Source organism: Cohnella algarum (assembly GCF_016937515.1).
Classification (GTDB): Bacteria; Bacillota; Bacilli; order Paenibacillales; family Paenibacillaceae; genus Cohnella; species Cohnella algarum.
The window spans coordinates 5,676,417-5,699,937 of sequence record NZ_JAFHKM010000002.1 but is presented as its reverse complement, the minus strand read 5'-3'; the positions used below and the strand labels follow the sequence as shown (position 1 = coordinate 5,699,937).

General features: G+C 61.5%; 23 protein-coding genes and 1 riboswitch. Of the genes, 19 read left to right on the top strand and 4 right to left on the bottom strand.

Features of this window, described 5'->3' with window-relative positions; genetic code table 11:
• The first annotated feature begins 172 nt into the window (after positions 1 to 172).
• Positions 173 to 284, top strand: a riboswitch (TPP riboswitch).
• Between the two features lie 252 nt (positions 285 to 536).
• From JW799_RS25910 to JW799_RS25845, 14 genes are all read left to right on the top strand, one after another.
• Positions 537 to 1,841, top strand: a complete 1,305-nt coding sequence (locus JW799_RS25910) for an acetylornithine deacetylase (RefSeq protein ID WP_176220948.1) — start codon at positions 537 to 539, stop codon at positions 1,839 to 1,841.
• On the top strand, positions 1,831 to 2,514 hold the full coding sequence (gene tenA / locus JW799_RS25905) for a thiaminase II (protein WP_080838018.1): 684 nt from the start codon (positions 1,831 to 1,833) through the stop codon (positions 2,512 to 2,514). Before JW799_RS25910 ends, tenA begins: the two co-directional genes overlap by 11 nt.
• Positions 2,511 to 3,425, top strand: coding sequence for an ABC transporter ATP-binding protein (locus JW799_RS25900; protein WP_205432373.1), 915 nt, complete (start codon positions 2,511 to 2,513; stop codon positions 3,423 to 3,425). Before tenA ends, JW799_RS25900 begins: the two co-directional genes overlap by 4 nt.
• Entirely contained in the window at positions 3,425 to 4,198 is a 774-nt protein-coding gene (locus JW799_RS25895) for an ABC transporter permease (protein ID WP_240353406.1), read from the top strand. Before JW799_RS25900 ends, JW799_RS25895 begins: the two co-directional genes overlap by 1 nt.
• Before the next feature lie 35 nt (positions 4,199 to 4,233).
• Complete coding sequence (locus JW799_RS25890) at positions 4,234 to 5,256, top strand: ABC transporter substrate-binding protein (RefSeq protein WP_139787265.1); 1,023 nt, start codon at positions 4,234 to 4,236, stop codon at positions 5,254 to 5,256.
• 20 nt (positions 5,257 to 5,276) lie between these two features.
• Positions 5,277 to 6,293: a ThiF family adenylyltransferase gene (locus tag JW799_RS25885; RefSeq protein ID WP_080838027.1), complete on the top strand. Its 1,017-nt coding sequence runs from the start codon at positions 5,277 to 5,279 to the stop codon at positions 6,291 to 6,293.
• A gap of 13 nt (positions 6,294 to 6,306) precedes the next feature.
• Positions 6,307 to 6,951 carry a thiamine phosphate synthase gene (gene thiE, locus JW799_RS25880; RefSeq protein ID WP_080838030.1) on the top strand — a complete coding sequence of 215 codons (645 nt, stop codon included), beginning with the start codon at positions 6,307 to 6,309 and terminating at the stop codon, positions 6,949 to 6,951.
• A complete protein-coding gene (gene thiS, locus JW799_RS25875) occupies positions 6,935 to 7,132 on the top strand; it encodes a sulfur carrier protein ThiS (protein ID WP_080838034.1) in 198 nt (65 codons plus the stop codon). Before thiE ends, thiS begins: the two co-directional genes overlap by 17 nt.
• A gap of 5 nt (positions 7,133 to 7,137) precedes the next feature.
• Entirely contained in the window at positions 7,138 to 7,917 is a 780-nt protein-coding gene (locus tag JW799_RS25870; RefSeq protein ID WP_080838037.1) for a thiazole synthase, read from the top strand.
• Between the two features lie 22 nt (positions 7,918 to 7,939).
• Positions 7,940 to 9,136, top strand: coding sequence for a glycine oxidase ThiO (gene thiO, locus JW799_RS25865; protein ID WP_205432371.1), 1,197 nt, complete (start codon positions 7,940 to 7,942; stop codon positions 9,134 to 9,136).
• Positions 9,103 to 9,987 (top strand): bifunctional hydroxymethylpyrimidine kinase/phosphomethylpyrimidine kinase, encoded by an 885-nt coding sequence (gene thiD / locus JW799_RS25860; protein ID WP_205432369.1) that lies wholly within the window; start codon positions 9,103 to 9,105, stop codon positions 9,985 to 9,987. The genes thiO and thiD overlap by 34 nt, the downstream gene beginning before the upstream one ends.
• Before the next feature lie 149 nt (positions 9,988 to 10,136).
• Positions 10,137 to 11,027, top strand: a complete 891-nt coding sequence (gene phaZ / locus JW799_RS25855; protein ID WP_080838042.1) for an intracellular short-chain-length polyhydroxyalkanoate depolymerase — start codon at positions 10,137 to 10,139, stop codon at positions 11,025 to 11,027.
• Between the two features lie 48 nt (positions 11,028 to 11,075).
• Positions 11,076 to 11,831 (top strand): ABC transporter ATP-binding protein, encoded by a 756-nt coding sequence (locus JW799_RS25850; RefSeq protein WP_338026328.1) that lies wholly within the window; start codon positions 11,076 to 11,078, stop codon positions 11,829 to 11,831.
• Positions 11,828 to 12,592: an ABC transporter permease gene (locus JW799_RS25845; RefSeq protein WP_205432367.1), complete on the top strand. Its 765-nt coding sequence runs from the start codon at positions 11,828 to 11,830 to the stop codon at positions 12,590 to 12,592. Before JW799_RS25850 ends, JW799_RS25845 begins: the two co-directional genes overlap by 4 nt.
• A gap of 147 nt (positions 12,593 to 12,739) precedes the next feature.
• Here the strand turns inward: JW799_RS25845 and JW799_RS25840 are convergent, their stop codons facing one another.
• Positions 12,740 to 13,744 (bottom strand): CobW family GTP-binding protein, encoded by a 1,005-nt coding sequence (locus JW799_RS25840; protein ID WP_205432365.1) that lies wholly within the window; start codon positions 13,742 to 13,744, stop codon positions 12,740 to 12,742.
• Positions 13,745 to 13,806: 62 nt separating this feature from the next.
• Between JW799_RS25840 and JW799_RS25835 the strand changes: the two genes are divergently transcribed.
• Together JW799_RS25835 and JW799_RS25830 are read left to right on the top strand one after the other, a co-directional pair.
• On the top strand, positions 13,807 to 15,075 hold the full coding sequence (locus JW799_RS25835) for a M48 family metallopeptidase (RefSeq protein WP_205432364.1): 1,269 nt from the start codon (positions 13,807 to 13,809) through the stop codon (positions 15,073 to 15,075).
• Entirely contained in the window at positions 15,035 to 15,778 is a 744-nt protein-coding gene (locus JW799_RS25830; protein WP_205433144.1) for a hypothetical protein, read from the top strand. The genes JW799_RS25835 and JW799_RS25830 overlap by 41 nt, the downstream gene beginning before the upstream one ends.
• 1,287 nt (positions 15,779 to 17,065) lie before the next feature.
• Here the strand turns inward: JW799_RS25830 and JW799_RS25825 are convergent.
• The 3 genes from JW799_RS25825 to JW799_RS25815 form a co-directional block, all read right to left on the bottom strand.
• Positions 17,066 to 18,070, bottom strand: coding sequence for an LLM class flavin-dependent oxidoreductase (locus tag JW799_RS25825; protein WP_080838061.1), 1,005 nt, complete (start codon positions 18,068 to 18,070; stop codon positions 17,066 to 17,068).
• 39 nt (positions 18,071 to 18,109) lie between these two features.
• Positions 18,110 to 18,961, bottom strand: coding sequence for an AraC family transcriptional regulator (locus JW799_RS25820; RefSeq protein WP_205432362.1), 852 nt, complete (start codon positions 18,959 to 18,961; stop codon positions 18,110 to 18,112).
• A gap of 158 nt (positions 18,962 to 19,119) precedes the next feature.
• Positions 19,120 to 19,680: a pyridoxamine 5'-phosphate oxidase family protein gene (locus tag JW799_RS25815; RefSeq protein ID WP_080838070.1), complete on the bottom strand. Its 561-nt coding sequence runs from the start codon at positions 19,678 to 19,680 to the stop codon at positions 19,120 to 19,122.
• A gap of 202 nt (positions 19,681 to 19,882) precedes the next feature.
• Here JW799_RS25815 and fabI point away from each other — a divergent pair, with 202 nt between their 5' ends.
• The 3 genes from fabI (at position 19,883) to ltrA (ending at position 23,509) form a co-directional block, all read left to right on the top strand.
• Positions 19,883 to 20,659, top strand: a complete 777-nt coding sequence (gene fabI / locus JW799_RS25810) for an enoyl-ACP reductase FabI (protein ID WP_080838073.1) — start codon at positions 19,883 to 19,885, stop codon at positions 20,657 to 20,659.
• A gap of 195 nt (positions 20,660 to 20,854) precedes the next feature.
• Positions 20,855 to 21,601 carry a GTP pyrophosphokinase gene (locus JW799_RS25805; RefSeq protein ID WP_080838077.1) on the top strand — a complete coding sequence of 249 codons (747 nt, stop codon included), beginning with the start codon at positions 20,855 to 20,857 and terminating at the stop codon, positions 21,599 to 21,601.
• A 516-nt stretch (positions 21,602 to 22,117) separates the two neighbouring features.
• Positions 22,118 to 23,509 carry a group II intron reverse transcriptase/maturase gene (ltrA, locus tag JW799_RS25800; RefSeq protein WP_205432360.1) on the top strand — a complete coding sequence of 464 codons (1,392 nt, stop codon included), beginning with the start codon at positions 22,118 to 22,120 and terminating at the stop codon, positions 23,507 to 23,509.
• Positions 23,510 to 23,521 lie beyond the last annotated feature (12 nt).

Genomic DNA, 23,521 nt, shown 5'->3' with positions numbered 1-23,521 from the left:
AAAGTAGGATATAATGCTGATCAATAGGTATAAAGACGCAGAAAAATGTCGAACAATCATTATTGTTCGACATTTTCAGTTTACCCGATTTGCCCGCGGAATACTCGGCAGCGATCCGGAAGATTCTCGATGCTTGCCAAATTCCGCCGTTTAAGCTATATTGTTTTTAATTTCATATGACTGCGGGGGCTGGATGTAGTCCGGCTGAGATTGGAACCGTTATGTTCCTGACCGTTTAATCTGAACCAGGTAATGCTGGCGTAGAGAATGTATCGAATCTTAACCATTCGTGTATTTCTCGAATGGTTTTTTTGTTGTCCGGCTCTGCGGCCAGCTCCGAAAGGGGAGCGCAATCGAACGTGATCATCCGACATTCCATTCCGAATTCCGTCCGGAATTCGAACCCGGGTTTCGCCCGGAATCCCATCCGGAATAACACCCGGGGTCCCATCCAGACTCGTACCCGGAATCAAGATTCTATTCGGGCTAGCACTCCGCATCCGATCCCGGATCCGGCCCGCAATTCTCTCGAAAAAATCATCGAAAAGCTGCAGCAAGAAGCGGAAAAACGGCAGGACGAGTTGTTCGGGCTGCTCGAGCGGCTGGTCGCGTTTCCGACCGTCAGCCCTCCGGCGCGCAATACGGAGGAGGCCCAGCGGTTTATCGCGGGGCAGCTCGAGGCTTGCGGCTTCGAAACGGAGCTGTGGGACGTCTATCCCGGCGACCCGAACGTGACGGCGCTAAGGCGGGGCACGGAGAGCGGCGCGTACATGAGCCTGCTGCTGAACGGCCACGTCGACGTGGCCGAGGTCGGGGACGATCGCGAATGGCGGCACGACCCGTTCCGGCTCGTTCTCGAGGACGGTCGAGCGTACGGCAGGGGATGCGCCGATATGAAGGGAGGGCTGGCCGCGCTGCTGTTCGCGGTCAGGCTGCTGGCGGAGGCCGGCGTCGAGCTCAAGGGCGACCTGCTGTTTCAGTCTGTAATCGGCGAAGAAGCCGGGGAAGCGGGCACGCGAGCTTGCGCGGAACGCGGGTGCCGGGCGGATTTTGCGGTCGTGGCCGATACGAGCGGCATGGCCGTTCAGGGCCAAGGCGGCGTCATCACCGGCTGGGTGACGGTGGAAAGTCCGGTCACCTGGCACGACGGCATGCGAAGACGGCTTATTCATGCGGGGGGAGGCGAGTTCGGAGCGAGCGCGATCGAGAAAATGGCGAAGCTGATCGGCGCGCTTCAGGAACTGGAGCGCCACTGGGCCGTCACGAAACGTTATCCCGGATTCCCGGCGGGCGCGAGCACGATCAATCCGGCGGTCATCGAAGGCGGACGCAACGCCGCCTTTATCGCGGACCGGTGCGCTCTCTGGATCACGGTCCATTTTTATCCCGGCGAGGACCATGAGGCGGTCGCGGCGGAGGTCGAGCAATTTCTGCTCCGCGCGGCCGAGGCGGACCCTTGGCTTCGCCGGCACCCCCCGGTCTTCCGCTGGGGCGGAAGATCGATGCTCGAGGAGCGCGGCGAAATTTTTCCGTCGCTGGAGCCGGACCCGGCGCATCCCGGTTACCGCGCGCTCGTTGCCGGCCACGCGAAGACGCTCGGAGCGCCGCCCGAAACCGGCATGAGTCCGAGCGTTACCGACGCGGGCTGGCTGGGCCGGGCGGGCATCCCGACCGTCATTTACGGTCCGGGAAGGCTGGAACACGCGCATGCGGTAAACGAAAGCGTGGCGCTTCGCGAACTGGTCGATTACGCGAAAGTGATGATCGGATTTATCGCGGACTGGTGCAATCGGCCGAAGCGGCCATCGCCGGAGGGGAGGTGCGGCGCCGATGCCGAGTAACCCCTTCCCCTTTAGCAAGCGCCTGTACGAGGCCGCGAGGCCGATCTGGGAGTCGAGCCACCAGCACCCGTTCCTGACGGAGATGAGGGACGGCACGCTCGACCCGAAGCGCTTTATGTTCTATTTGAAGCAGGATTACGTCTATTTGATCGATTATGCCAAAATGTTCGCCCTCGGAGGCGCCAAAGCGCGGGACGTCGGGACGATGGCGAAATTCGCGGAGCTGTTCCATTCGACCCTGAACGTGGAAATGGAGCTCCACCGCCGATACGCCGAGCGGTTCGGCATTTCCAGGGAAGAGCTGGAGGCGACGGTGCCGACGCCGACGACGATCGCCTATACGAAGTACATGCTGGACGCGGCGGCCCAGGGGTCGCTGGCGGAGCTGACGGCCGCGCTGCTGCCCTGCATGTGGAGCTACCGCGAGATCGGCCGCGCGTTCGCCGCGGCGCCCGGCGCGCTGGACCATCCGCTTTATCGCGAATGGATACTTATGTACGGCTCCGCGGAATTCGGCGAACTGGCCGATTGGTGCATCGGCCTGATCGACCGGCTCGCCGAAGGGCTGCCGGAGCGGGAACTAGAGGTGCTGACGGAGCGGTTCGTCGTGACGTCGAAGTTCGAGTATTTGTTTTGGGACATGGCGTATCGGCAGGAGGTGTGGCCGGTATGAGCGCCGCCTTGACCGTGCGCGGGCTGACCTACGGCTTTGCCGGGGCGCCGCCTCTGTTCGAGGGGCTGGATTTCGAGGTGCGGGAGGGCGAGTTCGTCTCCTTCGTCATGCCGAGCGGAATGGGCAAAACGACGCTGTTTCGGCTGATCGCGGGTTTGCTGGAGCCGCATGCGGGCGCGATCGTCCTGGGCGGCGCGAGTGCAGGCAGAGGCGGAATCGAACGTCCCGAAGCCGATAGCGGCAGAACCGGGAGCGCCCGATCCGGGAACGTTCGAGCCGGAAGCGCCGCTTTCGGGAACGCCGCAGCTTCAAGGAACGCCTCGCTTGGACGGCTCGGCCGGGTCGGCTATATGCCGCAGCGAGATGGCTTAATGCCGTGGCGGTCGGTGCTGGACAACGCCGCGCTCGGCCTGGAGCTGCAGGGCGCGCCCAAGCGGGAAGCCAGGCGGAGAGCGCTCGAGCTGCTGCCGGCGTTCGGGCTGGAGGGGACCGAAAGCAGGCGGGTGCACGAGCTGTCCGGCGGAATGCGCCAGCGAGTGTCGTTTTTGCGCGCGATGCTCGGCGGCGGGGAGCCGCTTTTGCTGGACGAGCCGTTCAGCGCGCTCGACGCGATGACACGGGTCGCCATGCAGGAATGGCTGCTTCAGGTTTGGGAACGCGACCGGAAAACGGTGCTGTTCATTACGCATGACGTGGACGAAGCGCTGCTATTGTCCGACCGGGTGCTGGTTGCGGCGAAGGCTCCGATTACCGCGCTGGCGCAGGTCGAGGTCGGATTGCCCCGCCCCCGCTCGTACGACGCCGTCATGGACGAGGCGTTCATCGGACTGAAGCGCCGGGTGCTGTCGCTGCTCGGCACGGGCGCGGGCGCCGCGGTTGGAACGGGCGGCAGGAAGGGGGGCGAGCGATAATGCGCAAGCTCGCTTCGGCAGCGCCGGTCGCGCTGTTCGCGCTGCTGCTCGCCGCCTTGTGGGAAATCGGGCCGCCGTTGTTCGGCGTCCCCCATTACATCATCCCGCGGCTGTCGGACGTCCTCGCGTCCGCATGGGAAAATCGCCGGCTGCTCGGCGCCCATTTCGCGGTCACGCTCGGAGAAGCGCTGCTCGGCCTCGGATGGTCGATCCTGTTCGGCACGATTTCGGCGGTATGGATCGAAAGCTCGAAAGTGGCGAAAAAAACGCTTTACCCGCTCATCGTCGCGTCCCAAACCGTCCCGATCATCGCCCTGTCGCCGATTATGGTCATGTGGTTCGGCTACGACGTCTGGAGCAAGGTGGCGGTCGTCATTTTGTTCACCTTTTTCCCGATCGCGGTCAATACGGCGGACGGGTTCCGCTCGGCCGACCCGGAAATCGGCGAGCTGATGCGGACGATGGGAGCGGGCAAGCGCGACTTGTTTATGAAATGGAAGCTTCCGTCCGCGCTGCCGGGGTTTCTCACGGGCCTGAAAATGGCGGCGACGATCAGCGTCGGCGGCGCGACGCTCGGCGAATGGCTCGGCGGCGAGGCGGGGCTCGGCATGTACACGAAACGGGCCTCCAACATGCTTCGGGGGGAAGCCGTGTTTTCCGGCGTGCTGCTGCTGTCGCTCATGGGCGTGCTGCTGTTTTTGGCCGCACAGGCGGCGGAGCGGGCGATTCTGGCCGGCAGAAGCCCGGGAAACGCCGGAAAATCGCAAACATGAAGCGAATCGAATCATAAAAAAGGGGACTTTGTAACATGAACGTATCGATGAAAAAGCTTCGGCTGTTCGCCGCGCTCGCGGCGGCGCTTCTCGTCCTGAACGGATGCGGCGGCGCGCCGCGGCAGGCCGCTCCCGACTCGCCGTCCGGGGAGGCCAAACCCGCCGAATTGACGGTCCTGCTCGATTGGTATCCGAATGCGGTCCACTCGTTTTTATTCGCCGCCAAGGAGCAGGGGTATTTCGAGGAAGCCGGACTTGACGTCAAGCTGCAGACGCCGGCGGACACGAACGACGCGCTGAAGCTGGTGGCCGCGGGCAAAGCGGACCTGGCGATCAGCTACCAGATGCAGGTCGCGATTTCCCGATCGGAGGACATTCCGGTCGTCTCGGTCGCGTCGATCGTCCGGCATCCGCTGAACCGGCTGTTCGTGCTGGAATCGGCGGGGGCGAACAGCCCGAAGGATCTGGCCGGCAAAAAAATCGGCTATCCTTCGATACCGCTGGACGAATCGCTCGTCGAAACGATGGTGGCTTCCGACGGCGGCGACCCTTCCGGGCTGACCTTCGTCGACATCGGATGGGACCTGATTCCGGCGATGACGACGGGAAGGGTGGACGCGATCGTCGGCGGCTACATCAATCACGAGAAGCTGCTCCTCGAAAAAGAAGGCGTCAAGCTGCTCGCCTTCGATCCGGCCGATTACGGCGTGCCCGACTATTACGAGCTGGTGCTGACCGCGAGCGAGGAAGGCGCGAAGAAAAACAAGGACGCGATCAAAAGATTCCTGGAGGCCGCCGCGAAAGGACAGGCGTATGTCGCCGGCCATCCCGACGAGGCGCTCGAAGCGCTGCTCGCGGAGGAAAGCGCCGATTTCCCCCTCGATCCCGAAATCGAGCGCGAAAGTCTGGACATTTTGCTTCCGTTGATGGATGCTGGTCAAGAGCCGTTCGGCAGCCAGTCCGCGGAAGCGTGGCAGGCCGTGATCGATTGGCTTTCGCAGCAAGGCCATCTGAGCAAGCCGATCGAAGCCGAAGAGGCTTTCGTGCGGCTTGAATAAATAAAAGGAAGGGATCGAATATGGCGGACGAACGCTATTCCAGGCAAACGAGATTTGCCCCGATCGGCGAGGCAGGACAGGAAAGGCTGAAAAACAGCGCGGTGTGCATCGTCGGCATGGGCGCGCTGGGCACCGTGCTTGCCAATCACATGGTTCGGGCCGGCGTCGGCCTGGTGCGGTTCGTCGACCGGGACTACGTCGAAATCAGCAATTTGCAGCGGCAAATGCTGTTCGACGAGGACGACGCGGCAAACGGCTATCCGAAAGCGATCGCCGCCGAGGCGAAGCTTCGCCGCATCAATTCGGACGTTCGCCTGGAGCCCGTCGTCGCCGACGCAACCGCCCGCAACATCGGCGAGCTGCTGGCGGGCATCGACCTCGTGCTGGACGGAACGGACAATTTTCAAACCCGCTTTTTGCTCAACGACGCCTGCTTCAAGCTGGGCATCCCGTTTGCCTACGGCGGGGCGGTCAGCTCCCGCGGAATGAGCGCGATGCTCGTGCCCGGGGCGACCCCGTGTCTGAGATGCTTTATCCAGTCGGCGGATTCGGGCGGGCAGACTTGCGATACGGTCGGCGTCATCGCGCCGGTCGTCGACATGGTCGCTTCGTACCAGGCGGCGGAAGCGATGAAGGTTCTCGTCGGCGCGCGCGAGCAAGTCAGACGCAGCCTCGTGACGTTCGACTTGTGGGACAATCATCATTTCGAGATGAAGCTCGGGCAGCCGGCGCCGAACTGCCCCTGCTGCGGACGCAAGGAATATCCCGCTCTCGACCCGGAGGCGCAGGACGCGATGCTTTCTCTGTGCGGGCGGGAATCGGTCCAGATCGCGGGGGCGGGACCGCTCGATCTGGAAACGTGGCGCAAGCGGCTGGAGCCCGCGGCGGTCAAAGTAAAGGCAAACCCGTATTTGCTGCGGGCGGAGCTTCCGGAAGGCGAGCGGCTGGTGCTGTTTCCCGACGGGCGCGTGCTCGTGCAAGGAACCGACGATTTCGCGCGCGCGCGGACGCTGTATGCCCGCTATATCGGAATGTAGGAGGCGAACGAAGATGAAGGACTTTCGCTTGTACGCGATTACCGGGGAAGAGTTCCATCCGGGCCGGGAGCTGCTCGACGTGATGGAGGAAGCGATAGCGGGCGGCGTCGATATCCTTCAGCTGCGCGACAAGACAAGCGGCAAGGAGGAGCTGCTCCGCAAGGCGAAAGCGCTGCGGGAGCTGACCCGCAGGCACGGCGTCACGTTTATTGTGAACGACCATCTCGACGTGGCGCTGGAAGCGGACGCCGACGGGGTTCATCTCGGCCAGGGCGATCTTCCGCTTGGCGAAGCGAGAAAAAGAATGGGCAATAAAATCATCGGCATTTCCACCCATGCGATCGAGGAAGCGCTGCGGGCGGAGCGGGACGGAGCGGATTATATCGGCGTCGGCCCGGTGTTCCCGACGAAGACGAAAGCCGATGTCGTCGCCCCCGTCACGGTGAGCTACGTGAGCGAAGTCGCGCGGCGAATCCGCATTCCGTTCGTGGCGATCGGAGGCATCAAGCTGCACAACGTGGACGAGGTTTTGCGGGCCGGGGCGACGCGGATTTGCGCGGTCAGCGAAATCGTCGGCAGCCCGGACGTGACGGGCACGTGCCGGGCGTTCATCCGCAAAATCGAGCAGGGGAGGAAGGCGCATGGAACTGGTCGTTAACGGGCAAAACCGGCGGCTTGAGGCGCGAACGATTTTGGACGTTATCGAATTTTACGGATTGGCGGGCAAGCCCGTCGTCGTCGAGGCGGACGGCAGGGTGCTGACCGAAGGGCAGTGGGCCGACGAGCCGGTTCGCGAGAAGATGGTCATCGAAATCGTTCATTTCGTAGGAGGAGGCTGAACCGAGTGAAAGACGACGCTCTCAAGATCGGGGGACGCCGCCTGTCTTCCCGCTTTTTTATCGGGACCGGGCTGTTCCCGAATCCGCACGTGCAGCGGGAAGCGATCCGGGCGTCCGGGGCCGAGGTGCTGACCTTTGCCATTCGGCGCATCAATCTGGAATCGCCGGAGGACGATTCGATTTTGCAGCACGTGCAGGAGGAGGGCTTTACGTATTTGCCCAACACGTCGGGGGCGAGAACCGCGGAGGAAGCGGTTCGGATCGCGAGGCTTGCCCGCGCGTCGGGGTTGAGCGACTGGATCAAGGTCGAGATCAGCGCGAACGAGCGCACGCTGCTTCCCGATCCGATCGAAACGTTGAAGGCGACGGAGCTTCTCGTCAAAGAGGGGTTTACCGTTCTTCCCTATACGTCCGACGATCCCGTCCTGTGCAAGCGCCTCGAAGAAGCGGGGGCGGCGGCGGTCATGCCGGGCGCGGCTCCGATCGGGACGGGACTCGGCCTTCTCAATCCGTATCATCTCGGACTGATCGTCGAGGAAGCGAAGGTGCCGATTATCGTCGACGCCGGACTCGGCTCGGCGAGCGACGTCGCGCAGGCGATGGAGCTCGGCGTTTCCGGGGTGCTCATGAATACGCCGGTCGCGAAAGCGAAGGACCCGGCCGGCATGGCGCTGGCGATGAAGCTGGCCATCGAGGCCGGACGGCTGTCCTACTTGTCGGGGCGGATCGAGAAGAAAAAATACGCGTCGGCCAGCAGCGGACTCGGCGAATGGACGCTGAAGTGAAAGAGAAAGGGGCGAAAAACGGATGAGCGAACGCGTGGTCATTCTCGGCGGAGGCGTCATCGGCTTATCGTGCGCGCTGGAGCTTAGCCGCCGCGGTCACCGGGCGACGGTGCTGGAGATGAACCGATGCGGCGGCCAGGCTTCCGGCGCGGCGGCCGGCATGCTGGCCCCGTACAGCGAAAACCCGGAAAGCCCCGATCCGTTTTTTCGGTTGTGCCTGGAAAGCCTGCGCTTGTACCCGGAATGGCAATCGGAGGTCAGGCGGCTTTCCGGCCTGACGTTCGAATATACGAATTCCGGCAGCCTTTATGTCGCTTTCCACGAGGCCGATCTGCTCGGGCTGCAGAGCAGGCTGCGCTGGCAGCGGGAGCACGGCTCCTCCGGAACGATCGTGGAAGGGAAATCGCTAATGCTGCTGGAGCCGCTGCTGTCGCGAAAGGCGATTGCCGCTCTGCACACGCCGGAGGAAAGCCACCTGTATGCGCCGGATTACGTGCGCGCGTTGGAGCGGGCTTGCCGAAACGCGGGCGTCGACATCCATGAACGGCTCGGCGAAGTAAGCGTGGCGCAATGGGAGGGAGAAATCGCCCTGAAGAGCGCGGACGGCCGAACGTTCGGCGGCGACCGGCTGCTCGTTTGCTCCGGGGCCTGGGCCGGCCGGCTGGCGGAAACGTTCGGCATCCCCATCCCGATTTACCCGATTCGCGGGCAAATCTGCGCGTACGAAGCCAAGCCCGCGCCGACGGGGGCCAAGCTGGTCGAGCACATGGTGTTCGGCAATCAGGGCTATTTGGTGGCCAAGGAAAACGACACGCTCGTATGCGGGGCTTCCGAAGATGTCGCGGGGTTCGACGCGTCGGTGACGGAGAGGGGCATCGAACGGCTGGCCAAATGGAACAAGCAGCTGTTTCCGTTTTTGGAACGGATGACGCCCTTTCATCGGTGGGCCGGCCTTCGCCCTTCGACGCAGGACGGGATGCCGCTGATCGGGCCGCTGGACGCATCGGGGCGCGTCCTGTTCGCGGCGGGCCATTACCGCAACGGCATCTTGCTGAGCCCGGCGACGGCCAAACTCGCCGCGGATTATGCGGACGGCAAATCGCCGGAAACGTTTTGCCGCGCCTTTTTGCCGAATCGGTTTCAACGTTATGCCGGCGTTAATTCCATGCGAGAGGAGACGGACTTATGGCTAGCAAAGCTCGGATCGGACGGGCGCTGACGATCGCCGGCTCGGACAGCGGCGGCGGGGCAGGTATCCAGGCGGACCTCAAAACGTTTCAGGAGCTGGGCGTGTACGGCATGTCGGCCCTGACGTCGATAACGGCGCAAAACACGACCGGCGTGCAGGCGGTCTATCCGCTGACCGTAGAGGCGATCGTCAAGCAGATCGAGGCGGTCGGCACCGATATCGGCGTCGACGCGGTCAAGACGGGCATGCTGTTCAGCAGCGAAATCATTCGCGTCGTGGCGGAGACGATTCGGGGGTTCGGCTGGAAGCGGGTCGTCGTCGACCCGGTCATGATCGCCAAAGGCGGAGCGGAGCTGCTGCGGGAGGATGCGGTCCGCGCCTTGACGGAAAGGCTGCTGCCGCTGACGATGGTCGTGACCCCGAACATTCCCGAGGCGGAAAAGCTGGTCGGCCTGAACATCCGAAGCCAAACGGACAAAAGGGAAGCGGCCAAGCGTTTGTCGGGATTCGGAGCGCGGTATGTCATCATAAAAGGCGGGCATGACGAAGGGGAGATGGCGGTCGACTTGCTGTTCGACGGGCGCGATTTTACCGAATTGGCCGGGAACCGGATCGCCACCGCGAACACGCACGGCACCGGCTGCACCTTCTCGGCCGCGCTGGCGGCGGGGCTCGCCTCCGGGCTGGGCGTCGAGGAGGCGTCGCGGCAAGCGAAAGCGTTCATCCAGGCGGCCATCGAAGACGGCATCGAAATCGGACGGGGACACGGCCCGACGAACCATTGGGCGTATCGGAGGCAGCTGGAGAAGGAATCCGCCCGCCGGGACGCGCCGGACCGCGCTAACGAGATCGCGACGCCGTCGGACGAAGTCATTTTGTAAATAACGCGTTGAAGGAAACGAAGGCCTCCTGTCCGAATTTCGGAAAGGAGGTTTTTTCTTTGCCCGGCGTTATATGTTTTAATGGAAAAGAACCGCCGGGGCTTTGGACGCAGCCGAAAGACAACCCGCGAACAAGAAGGAGAGAACTTATGCAGATCGTATTGAAGGAACTGGCTTTGCCCAACGGAGAAACGATGGCCTATCGGGAGAGAGAGGGCGGGGAGACGCCTCTGCTTCTCCTGCACGGAAATATGGCTTCTTCCCTGAATTGGGACGTGTTGATGGAACGGCTGGATGCGGCCTATAAAATTTACGCCGTCGATTTGCGCGGCTATGGCGGCTCCTCCTACCATAAACCGATCGAAAGCATAGAAGACTTCGCGGAGGATGTGAAGCTGTTCGTCGACCGATTGGACATCCGGACGTTTCATCTGATGGGGTGGTCGAACGGGGGAGGAGTCGCCATGCAGTTTGCGGCCCGTTATCCGGACCGGGTCCGGAAATTGATTTTGCTCGCGTCCATGTCGACGCGCGGCTATCCTGCGCTTAAATCCGACAAAAGCCGAAAGCGCCTGAAAACGAGAAAAGAAATCGCAAGCGACAAAGGGATGCAGCTTCTTGTCAAAGCGGCCCGCAAAAGGAATAAACCGTTTTTCAAAACGGCGCTGTCCCAACTGCTCTATCGGGATAAACAGCCGGAAGAAAGCCGGTTCGACCGGTATGTCGAAGAGATTTTCAACCAGCGCAACATGATCGACGTCGCCTACGCGGCCAACCGGTTCAACATCGGGGACGAGGGAAACGGAGTTGCGGAAGGCACCGGGGAAATCCGGAATATCGAATGTCCGATCCTTGTGCTGTGGGGAAAAAACGATCTCATGACGACCGAGCAAATGACGCGGGAGATTGTCGACGATTTGAAGAAATACGGCAAACGGGCGGAGGTCCGGCACTTGAACGCGGGACATTCGCCGCTGATCGAGAATATGGACGAATTGCTGGATTCGGTCCAACCTTTTCTGAAAAACGACGAGCCGTAACCGTGCCTCAAGTCCGGTTATCGGTTTCGCCAGGCTGGAGGAACTGCGGTGCATAACCTGTTGGAGTTTCGGAATTTGCGAAAAAGTTTCGCGGGACCCGGCGAAGGCGACGAGAAAAGGCTTCTGTTCGACCGGGTGTCGGCGGCCGTCGAACCGGCGGATCGCATTGCGCTGCTCGGCGCGTCCGGCCAGGGAAAAAGCACGCTGCTGCGCATTCTCGCCAGGCTCGACGTCATGGACGCGGGAGAGCTGCTGCTGAACGGGACGTCCGCCCGCGCCGTCGATCCCCGTATATGGCGAAAAGACGTCGGTTACGTGGCCCAGCATGCCGTCATGCTTCCGGGGACCGTCGAGGACAATTTGCGGACCGTCAGCATGCTGCACGGCACGCCGTACGATCGCGGGCTTGCCGGACGGCTTCTGGACCGGATGGGGCTTGTCGAGCTGGACGTCCGCAAGCAAGCCTCGGATCTGTCCGGCGGGGAGAAGCAGCGCGTTTCGCTGATCCGTTCGCTGCTGCTGCGGCCGAAGGCGCTGCTGCTGGATGAAATTACGGCTTCGCTGGACCGAAGCGGCAGAGAGAACGTAGAGCGGGCGCTTCAGGATTGGAATCGCCGGGAAGGGACCGCGCTTGTTTGGGTAACGCACGATTTGGAGCAGGCGAGAACGGTAAGCCGGAGAACCTGGTTTATGGCGGGCGGCACGCTGCTGGAGGACGCGCCGACGGAATCGTTTTTCCGCGAGCCCCGGACGGCGGAAGGACGCATGTTCGCGAGCTCGGGGAAAACGGGGGAAGGACGATGACGATAACCGCGCTAAGCTTTACGCTGTTGTTCGTCATCGTGACGATGCTCGTCTCGGCATGGAAAAAGCTCGGCCTGGAGCGGGATATCGCGGTTGGCACCGTAAGGGCCGCCGTTCAACTGCTGGCGGTAGGCTATATTCTTCAATTCGTTTTTCAAGCGGAGCATCCGCTGCTGCTCGTTCTCATCATCGCGCTCATGATCGTCATCGCTTCGCATAACGCGGCCAAAAGAGGCAAGGGCGTGCGCGGCGTCTTCTGGCGCATCGCCCTCGCGATCGCGATGACCGAAGGCTTGCTCATGGCGGTATTGCTCGGGCTCGGCATCGTCGACGCGACGGCTCAGTACGTAATTCCGTTAAGCGGCATGGCCATCGGCAACGCGATGATCGTGGCGGGGCTGTTCGTCAACCACCTGAACCGGGAGGTCGAGTCGCACCGGGCGGAAATCGAGACGCTGCTTTCCCTGGGGGCGACGGCCCGGCAGGCGATCCGGATTCGTTTGAAACAAGCGGTCAAATTCAGTATGATCCCGACGATCGACGGCATGAAAACGGTCGGCCTGGTGCAGTTGCCGGGCATGATGACGGGGATGATCGTCGCGGGCGCCGATCCGGTCGAGGCGGTACGGTACCAGATTTTGATCGTGTTCGCTTTTTCGTGTTCGGCCGCGGTCATGAGCATGCTGCTGAGCGGGCTGATCTATCGCTTATGGTTTACCGATGAGTTGAATGTTCGGCTGCCGGGCGGGAACAAGGGGTGACAAGACGGCGGACGAGCGGCGTGCCCGCATGGATCGGGCGCCGGAAAGCGGAACGCAAAGCCGACCGCCCGAGGCAAGCGGAAGATCAGGCGGTCTGCCTGAGGCAAGCAGAACGGCCCGGGCAGGCTGTCCGGGGGGACGACGGGGTCAGGTTGCCGCCGCCCCCAGTTCGTTCCACTCGGCGGCCAGCCGCTTCTCGTCCATATCCACCCCGATGACGACCAGATAAGGCGTGCCGGGGTAGCTCGAACGCTCCCACTCGAATCGTTTGCCGGCGTATTGCAAAAATTGCATGGAACCGTCGTCTGCGGCGGGAATGTAACCTTTAGCGCGGACGAGTCGGTCCTCCCAGCGGCGAAGAAACGACTCCACCCGTTCCCGGTCGAACAGGCGTTCCCCGGTTATCGTCAGCGTGGAGGCGCGGAGCCGCCCGTAAGAGCCGGAATGTTCCGGGCGATGATCGTGCGCGCGAGCCGGCTGCCGTTCGGGATAGCCGCTCAGCACCGGGAGGCTGCGCGGCCGATTCGCTTCGCCGGTCGGGGCGATGCCGTCCAGCAGCGGGGCGAGCGCGATTTCGCCGCGCACGGCATGGACAAGCTCGGCCTTGCCGTTCAGCCGGCGTACGAAGGGCTCGAACTTCTCCAACTTTCGCGGCGAGGCCAGATCCGTCTTGTTGACGACGAGAAGGTCCGCGCCTTCGATCTGGCGGCGAAGCGTCCGGACGAGCCGGCGGTCCGACAGGAACAGATTGTTGTAATCGAGCGTATGCTCGGCGTCCAGCATCGTCACCGTACGCCGGATTGCGACGCGCTCGCGCAGGCGCGGGCTCGCCAGCGCGTCCGCGATTTCCTGCGGATCGGCGACCCCCGACAGCTCGATGAACAGAACGTCCGGGCGGGCAGCCAGAAGCGTCAGCAGCGCGCCTTCGAGCTCGCTTTTTTTATCGCAGCAGACGCAGCCGTCCAGCAGCTTTTCGATCGTGCCGTCGGTATGGTCGCCGGCGGCGAGTCCGTCCACGTCGTTTTTCCCCAATTCATTGATCAGAATGCCCGGCTTCAAGCCGCGCGCCTTCGCTTCCCGAAGCAGACGAACGAGCAGCGTCGTCTTGCCGCTCCCGAGAAAACCGCTTAAGATGATGGCGTACGTTGCCATACCCGTTTTCCTCACCGCCCTGAATTTGGATATAATATGTGTATTATTGGAGGGAGAGGGTCATGCGTACAAAAGCACTTATCCGGGCTGGCGTCATTGCGGTTGCCGTTTACGCGCTGGCGATGGCCGTTTACGTCTGGCATACGTCGCCGAACGAGGTGCCCGAGGCGTATCGGGGAACGGCGGCGGATCCCGGCACGTTTTTTACCGCCGATCAGCTGCGCGAAAGCGCGGAACTGAACGCCGCGCGAAACTGGATTTTTTTTATGAGCGGCCCTTGGGAGTGGCTGATTTATTTCGTTCTGCTTATGGGCGGAGCCGTTCGCGGCTGGAAGGATAAGCTCGACCGCACCCGGCTGCCGGGGTGGATCCGGTTCCCGCTGTTCGTGCTGCTCGTGGACGCGGCCGCGTTTTTGCTCTATTTGCCGCTGCGGATATTCAGCTTCGCCGTCTCGAAATCGTACGGCATCTCGACCCAGCCGGTGCCGGACTGGATCCGGGACAAGCTGGTCGAATTCGGGGTCGGCTATGTCACGATGCTGGCGGTTACCGCGGTGGCGTTCGGGTTCATTTCGCGGGGCGGCCGCTGGTGGCTGCGGCTCTGGCTGCTTTCGATCCCGTTTACGCTGTTCATGATGTACGTGCAGCCGGTTGTCATCGATCCGCTGTACAATCAATTTTCGCGTTTGTCCGATGCGCATCTGGAGGGCCGGATTCTGGAGCTGGCGGAGCATGCGGGCGTTCCGACCGACCGCGTGTACGAAGCGAACATGTCCGAGAAAACGAACGCGATCAACGCCTACGTGAACGGGATCGGTTCTTCGCTGCGGATCGTCCTCTGGGATACGATGCTGACGAAGCTGGACGAGGACGAAATCCTGATCATCGTCGCGCACGAGATCGGGCATTACATCATGCATCATCTGGAATGGAGCGCCGTCGGAGCCGTCGGGTCGTCGCTGGTCCTGTTGTGGCTCGGCAGCCGCCTGTACGAATGGATCGTCCGCAGGTGGGGGAACGCGCTCGGCATCCGGAAGCCGGGCGACATCGCCGCGCTTCCGCTCGTTTTGCTGCTTCTTTCGTCGCTGTCGTTCGTTTCGCTGCCCGTGACCAATCTGGTGTCGAGGCAGGCGGAAGCGGCGGCCGACCGTTACGCCTACGAGTTGATCGGAAGTTCGGAAGGGGCGGTCACGATGCATCATAAAATGGCCATCGCGTCGCTGAGCGACATCGACCCGCCGCTGCTCGTGAAATGGTTCCGGTCCAGCCATCCGAGCGATCTGGAAAGGATTGTCGAAGCCGAACGCTTCGCTTCCGCGGCCGATGCGTGAGGTCCGGCTTTATTTGCTGGCGGGCCTGCGGACGGCGCCGCTTTTTATGGAAGGCTTCCGGGTCGCGCTGCACGGACGGCTCGAAGCGTCGGGGCGATCCGTTCGCTCGCGGCTGCTGTTTCCGTACGGGGATTGGAGCCGCGGCGTCGTGCCGCAGCTGTGGGAAATCCGCCGCGACATCGGCGCAGGCGCCAGGCGCCCCGAGCGCTCGATCGGCGGGCGGCGCGTGCTGGACCTTCTGCTTGGCGAAGGTCGGGAACAAGGGACGCGGACGCTGCTGGTCGGCCACAGCGCCGGAGGGCTTGCCGGCTTGCAGGCCGCGCAGCGGCTGCAAGCGCTGGAAGGCGGGGAGCCGAGCCCGGTCGTCATGATCGGCTCGCCTCGCTGCCGCATTCCGGAGGCGATGCTGCCGTACGTGCTCTATATGTACGCCGCGGGGGCCGAAGCGCCGTCCGGAGGCTCGTTCCGTCCGGCCGACCGCGTCAGCCGGCTGGGCTCGTTCGGCGGCTGGACCGCAAGGCCGCGACGCCTGCCGTCGTGGACGGCGGACAAGTTTGCGCCGGCGCACAGCAGGGCGCTGCCGATCGTCGGCGGCCACGCGGACTATTTTCGCGAACGGCCGCCGTTCGTCGGCCCGAGCGGCCGGTCCAATCTGGAGCTGACGCTGGAGACGGCCTGGTCTTGGCTGGAGACGGTTTTGTAGCCGCCGGGACGGGCTAGGGTTTGTTCGGATGGGCAAGAAGGGGATTGGTTGGACTGCATGTTGGTTTGATTGAGGCTATGGAGCCAAAGAAGGGGATTGGACTGGACTGGACTGCACGGCGAAATAGCGGTGAGTTTGAATAGCAAGTAGGGTACTAGACGGCCTACTTGTACGGTTAGCGGCGTTTGGAGGGAATCGGCGGTGGCGAGGCGCAAGTAGTGCACCCGGTGCGCTACATGACGGGCAATCGGCGGTGGCGAGGCGCAAGTAGTGCACCCGGTGCGCTACATGACGGGCAATCGGCGGTGGCGAGGCGCAAGTAGTGCACCCGGTGCGCTACATGGCGGGCAATCGGCGGTGGCGAGGCGCAAGTAGTGCGCCCGGTGCGCTACATGGCGGGCAATCGGCGGTGGCGAGGCGCATGTAGTGCATCCAGTGCGCTACATGACGGGCAATCGGCGGTGGCGAGGCGCATGTAGTGCATCCAGTGCACTACATGGTGGAAAAATGGGGGTGGCGAGGCGCAAGTAGTGCACCCGGTGCGCTACATGACGGGCAATCGGCGGTGGCGAGGCGCAAGTAGTGCACCCGGTGCGCTACATGACGGGCAATCGGCGGTGGCGAGGCGCAAGTAGTGCACCCGGTGCGCTACATGACGGGCAATCGGCGGTGGCGAGGCGCAAGTAGTGCACCCGGTGCGCTACATGGCGGGCAATCGGCGGTGGCGAGGCGCAAGTAGTGCACCCGGTGCGCTACATGGCGGGCAATCGGCGGTGGCGAGGCGCAAGTAGTGCACCCGGTGCGCTACATGGCGGGCAATCGACGGTGGCGAGGCGCAAGTAGTGCACCCGGTGCGCTACATGGCGGGCAATCGACGGTGGCGAGGCGCAAGTAGTGCACCCGGTGCGCTACATGGCGGGCAATCGGCGGTGGCGAGGCGCATGTAGTGCATCCAGTGCACTACATGGTGGAAAAATGGGGGTGGCGAGGCGCAAGTAGTGCATCCAGTGCACTACATGGCGGGCAATCGGCGGTGGCGAGGCGCAAGTAGTGCACCCGGTGCGCTACATGGCGGGCAATCGACGGTGGCGAGGCGCAAGTAGTGCACCCGGTGCGCTACATGGCGGGCAATCGACGGTGGCGAGGCGCAAGTAGTGCACCCGGTGCGCTACATGGCGGGCAATCGGCGGTGGCGAGGCGCATGTAGTGCACCCGGTGCGCTACAAGGCAGGCAATCGGCGGCGGCGGCGCGCAAGCGAGCCGGACCGTCGGGCGGGAGGGCGGACGTCAATCCGCTCCCGCCCTCATTTCCCGGGCGATCAGCTCGTACGAGCGGAGCCTGTCCTCGAATTCGTACGCGTAGGACAAAATCATCAGCTCGTCGGGCCGGTAGGCGGCGTGCAGGCTTTCGAGCCGCTGCCGCACGTCGTCGGGGGAGCCGACGATCATCGTTTTGCCGACCCGGGCGTCCAGGTCGATATTCCGGGCCTCGGCTTCCCGCCTCGCTTCTTCCGTCGAAGGCAAGCCTTCTCCGGCCGTGCCGTCCGCCGATCGAAGCCGCCATATGTACGGGCTTGCCGCCACTTCGCGAGCCTTCGCCTCCGTGTCGGCGCACACGGCCGAAACGGCCAGCAGCGCGTAAGGCTCCTTCAGCTGTCGGACGGGCCGGAACTGGCTTCGATAAGCGTCGAGCGCGCGGAATGCATTTTCTTCGTTCATAAAATGCCCATAGGCGTACGCGACGCCCATACGGGCGGCCAGCAGGGCGCTTTTCTCGCTGGTGCCGAGAACCCAGGGCTCGGGAGGCGCCGGCGGCAGCGGGTCGGCATCCAGGGCGGCATGCGGATGGTCTTCCGGAAAATCGCGAAAGAGGAAATGAAGCAGCTCCTCGAACGCCTCCGGGAGCTTCCATACCTGTTCCAGGTAGCGGTCCGACAGCGCCGTCGACGCTTCCGCCGCGCCGCCCGGCGACCGGGCCACGCCGAGGTCGACGCGGCCCGGAAACAGGGCGGCCAGCATGTTGAACGTTTCCGCGACCTTGTAGGGCCGGTAATACGGCAGCAAAATCGCGCCGGCTCCGAGGCGGATCGCCTTCGTTTGCGCGCCGATGTAGGCGAGCATGATTTCCGGCGCGGAGCATGCGAGGCCCCCCAGGTGATGGTGCTCGGCCATCCAGAAGCGCGAATAGCCGAACCGCTCCCCGGCCTGAGCGAGCTTCAACGCCCGCTCGAGCGCCTGCCGCGGCTCCATGCCTTTCGAAAGCGGGGCCTGATCCAAGATTCCAAGCTTCATTTTTTCGTTCTCCTCGCTGCTTGCCGGCTCCCTCCGCCGTTACTTTTTGACGACGGCGACCCACAATTCGTTTTTGTTTTCTTCCGGGGGCAAATAGCATTCGACGGCGGGCAAATAAGCAAGATCGTAGCCGGAGGTCGGCACCCATTCGGCGTACAGCCGCTTCCATAACCCCGCAATGCCTTCGGGCCCGCCTTCCGCTTCGAAGACGGCCCAGGTTGCCGCCGGGAAGTCCCGCTTGACCATCCCCTCCGGAGGAGCGGATTCCGACACGATCGACAGGATGTAATGGAATTCCTCGCTGTTGCCGTGGTCGCCGTCCGCGCAAACGCCGAGAATTCCCCTCAGCGGGAGAACGGTCGCCCGCAGGTCCCACAGACGCCCGAACAGTCCCTCGCGGGCGGCGCCGGCCCAGAGAGCGGGTACGACGTCGAAAGCGCCGTTCGTTGGAACCTTTTCCTGCACCCCCACGACGGAAAAGCCTTTCATTTCTTCGATTCGATAGTTCATTTCCGAAACCCCTTTGATCGAGATTTGGAAGGAGATCGGCGGATAGGCTTTGAGCTTCGTTCCGGCGGTTCGGGCCGCGCTCGGCGTCGTGCCGTGCAGGGCCTGGAACGCTCGGGCGAAAGCTTCGGGCGAGTCGTAGCCGAACTTGAGCGCGACATCGACGACTTTAACGTTGCTGTTCTGAAGCTCGAAGGCAGCCAATGTGAGCCGCCGCCGTCTAACGTACTCCGACAAGGGAACGTCCGTCATGAACGAAAACATGCGTTGAAAATGGTAAACGGAGCAGCATGCGGCTTTCGCCGCCCGTTCGTAATCGATTTTTTCCGTAATATGATCTTCGATATAGCGAATCGCCTCGTTCATTCGGTCGACCCAATCCATTCGCGTTGATCCCCTCCAAGTTCAATATAGCTCGACCGACACGCGCTATCCGTGCAGTTCATGCACGAATCTGCAAGGGAAATTCGGTTCGGGTCGATTGCTCCGAAAGTTTCGAAATCCGCTTAAGGTGCCGCGGCTTCGTTGCTCCCGAGCTTTCGTTACTCGCGCGGCAACAGGCCGAGCGGCGTCGGCAGGCCGTCGATGCTTTTCGCGTTTTTCTCCCGGCGGTAAGCCGTCAGGCCTTCCTCGCCTTTTTGCTCCGCCCACCTCTCAAGCGTGTCCCGTTCTTTTTCGTAAGTCATAAATGGAACGGCGAAGCCGCACGAGGTTTGCACCTTATGCACGTCGATCGCGATGATTTGCCGCGCTCCGGGAACCGGACTAAAATGCCCGTACAGCGTATCCCACCGCTCGGAGCCGGGCAGCACGACGGTCCCGGTGCCGTACAGCCGCAAAATGTTCGGAGGCCCTTCGAACGCGCAAAACATGATCGTGACGCGTCCGTTTTCCCGAAGGTGCGCGCTCGTCTCGTTCCCGCTTCCGGTTACGTCGAGATACGCTGCCTGGCTATCGGATATAACCCGAAACGTATCGTACCCTTTGGGCGAGAGATTGACATGGCCGTCAGGGGATAAAGGGGCCGATCCGACGAAAAAGAGATGCTGTTTTCGGATAAAGGCGATATGCTCGGGCAGCATGGACGGAAATTGCTTTCCCATTTTCGAACGACCTCCCGCTCGCACGCTGTTCGCGGCATTTGCTCCTCATTTTACCACAAATCGGATAGCAAGCGGCTTTGGTCCTTCGGTCGGGGCGGTGGAACTTTGCGATCGTTTGCTTTAATATAGAACTTGCGAGAAACAGCGCCGTACAGGCTGCCGTTTCCGTTGTCTCGGACGAGTTCGATTAGGAGGGACTTTCTTGTCAAATTTACTGGAAAACAAAGTGATCGTAGTCATGGGCGTCGCCAACAAACGGAGCATCGGCTGGGGAATCGCCAAATCTCTGCATAAACAAGGAGCTAAACTGGTTTTTACATACCGGCAGGATCGTTCGCTGGATAAATTGACGGAGCTGCTGGCCGAGCAAAGCATCGAGCCGCTGCTGAAGGTGCGCTGCGACGTGCTGGACGACGAAAGCGTCGCGGGCGCGTTCGCGGAAATCGGCGAGAAGGTCGGGACGGTTCACGGCGTCGTGCACTCCCTCGCGTTCTCCGACAAGGACGAGCTGAAAGGGGAATACGTCAACACGACGAGGGAAGGCTATCTGCTCGCGCAAAACGCCAGCTCCTACTCGCTCGTGGCGGTGGCCCGCGAAGCGCGGAAGATCATGACGGAAGGCGGCGGCATCGTCACGCAAACTTACATCGGCGCCGAGCGCGTCGTCAAAAACTACAACGTCATGGGCGTGGCCAAGGCTGCGCTCGAGGCGAGTGTCCGCTACTTGGCCGAAGACCTCGGCAAGGACGGCATTCGCGTGAACGCGGTTTCCGCCGGACCGATCCGGACGCTGGCCGCCAAAGCCGTATCGGGCTTCAATGATATTATGTCGACGATCGAGGAAAAGGCGCCCCTGCGCAAAAACGTCGACCAGGACGAAGTCGGCGACGCGACGATGTTCCTGCTGAGCGACCTGTCCCGCGGCATTACCGGCGAAGTGCTTCATGTCGATTCGGGATACCATATTATGGGAATGTAGCAAGCGCAGCCGATGCGCATTGAACGAACGCTGAAAAGGGGATGCCCGAGACGGTCATCCCCTTTCCGCGCGCGGCCGGGGCGACGCCCGGCTTCGGCCGCGGCGCCCCGGCCCGCGCCCAAACTTGAAATTTGCCGGCCGGGAAGAGACAATAGAAGGAGGCCGACAGATGGGGCAAATGAAAGGAGCGGCTTTATGAGCGCGATTCAGGTCGAACAGTTCAAGCAGTTTAAAACCGAGATTACCCGTTTTTTAATGATGTATAAATTCGCGCTGAGCGAAATGGAAACGAAGCTCGAAATTTTGCAGGAAGAATTTCAGATGCTTCACGATTACAATCCGATCGAACATATGAAATCCCGGCTGAAATCCCCGGAAAGCCTGATCAAAAAGGTCGCCCGCAAAGGCTGCGACTTGTCCTTCGCGAGCATCCGGGAGCGGATCAAGGATATCGCGGGCATCCGCATTACCTGCTCTTTTATTTCCGATATTTATCGGATCGGCGATATGCTGCAAAATCAAAGCGATTTGACCATTATCCAAATCAAGGATTACATCAAGGAACCGAAGCCGAACGGCTATCAAAGCCTTCACATGCTCGTCGAAGTGCCGGTGTTCATGTCCGACCGCCGGGAAAACGTATGCGTCGAAGTGCAAATCCGGACGATCGCCATGGACTTCTGGGCGAGCCTGGAGCATAAAATTTTTTACAAGTACAATCAGGAGGTGCCCGCTCGTCTGCTTCGGGAGCTGAAGGAGGCGGCGGATTCCGCGACCGCGCTGGATCGGAAGATGGAACGGCTGCATAAGGAAATCGAGCTCATCAAGGAAGTGCAGGCCGACGACGACCTGGCCGAACTGGGCAAGCTGATGCTGGGCAATCGGCAAATGAAGCTGCCCGCGGCGCTGATGGAGATGCTTGGCGACGGCCGGAACGACTGAGCCGGCGAGCTTAGGCGAATTGGGGAAAAACGTACCGCATGCCGGATCGGAGGGAATTGACGCGAAAAAAAGCCGCCGGGACCTTGGGGGTCCGGCGGCTTTGCCGTAGTACGCCCAGCATGGGCGTCATCTCTAGGGTGAAAGTCCCGAACGGGGGCTGGCGAACGCCTACCGTTAGCCAAGAGCAAGGGTGTCAGCCGCGAGGCGGAATCTGAAGGAAGCTGGAGGCAAATGCACGAGCCAAGGTACACGAACTCAATTTGAGGCAGGGTTAGTCGGATGAGTCACCTACACATGACGAAATCCAAAGTCGCCAAGGGCTTTCCCTGTAAACTTGGGTGGTTGCGGGCAGAAAGATGACGTTCTTATCTGGGGAGACCTGCGGAAAATGCGAAGTTACTTCGTAACCACAGTCGGAAGGCTGTGCTGAATCCGCAGGAGTCAGCAGAGGCCATAGTACGGGAGTACGGGACGCCGGAAACCGGAAGGGCTGAACCGAAAGGAGAGAGGAAACCGATGCGTTCGCACGAGGAGCAAAGACAGCAGAATATCTCGCAAGAGAGCTTGCGGCAAAGAGAAGCGGTGAAGCCGTCAGGGTATGCCGAAGCGCCGAGTTCTACGACGGCACAAGTCGCCCCTTCCTCTCGCGAAGCGAATAACGACTTGTTAGAACGAATGCTCAAAGGAGATAACCTTAGGCTCGCCTACAAGCGAGTGGTGCAGAACGGAGGGGCGCCCGGTGTGGACAGTGTAACGGTAGCGAATCTACAAGCTTACCTGAAAACACACTGGGAAACGGTGAAAACCGAACTCCTCGCGGGAACCTACAGACCCATGCCGGTCAAACGAGTGGAAATCCCCAAGCCCGGAGGCGGCGTGAGGCTGCTTGGCATCCCGACCGTGATGGACCGCTTTCTTCAACAAGCCCTTCTACAAGTGATGAATCCGATCTTCGATGCGGACTTCTCGAGGCGTAGCTACGGCTTTCGCCCCGGAAAGCGAGCGCATGACGCGGTAAAGCAAGCTCAGCACTACATCCAGGAAGGTTTTCGATGGGTGGTAGACATGGACTTAGCGAAGTTCTTTGACCGAGTCAACCACGACATGCTCATGGCAAGAGTAGCAAGGAAAGTGACGGACAAGCGTGTCCTAAAGCTCATTCGCGCCTATCTTAATGCTGGGGTTATGGCGAATGGGGTGTTCGAAAAGACGGGAGAGGGAACGCCGCAAGGGGGACCTCTGAGCCCGCTTTTAGCGAACATTCTACTGGACGACTTGGACAAAGAGCTAACAAAACGAGGATTGCGATTTGTCCGCTATGCGGACGACTGCAATATTTTCGTTGCCAGTAAACGTGCAGGCGAACGCGTCATGGAGTCGGTAACGCGCTTCGTAGAAGGAAAGCTAAAACTGAAAGTGAATCGAGAGAAAAGCGCAGTAGATCGTCCTTGGAACCGTAAGTTCCTCGGATTCAGTTTCCTGTGGGATAAAAAGGCGACGATTCGGTTAGCCCCACAGACCATTTCGCGGTTTAAAGAGAAGGTACGAGAGCTGACGAACCGTTCGCGGTCGATGTCTATGGAAAAGCGGATTATGCAATTAAACCGCTATCTCATCGGCTGGATTGGCTATTTCCGACTAGCATCGGCAAAGGGACACTGCGAGAAACTCGACCAGTGGACTCGCCGCAGACTGCGTATGTGCTTATGGAAGCAATGGAAACGTGTACGTACTCGAATCCGTGAGCTTCGAGCACTCGGCGTCCCAGAATGGGCGTGTTTTGTCATGGCTAACTCCAGACGCGGTGCTTGGGAAATGTCTCGAAACACAAATAATGCCCTCCCGACTTCCTACTGGGAAGCGAAAGGGCTGAAAAGTTTGCTTACTCGTTATTTAGCACTTTGTTAACCTTTTGGAACC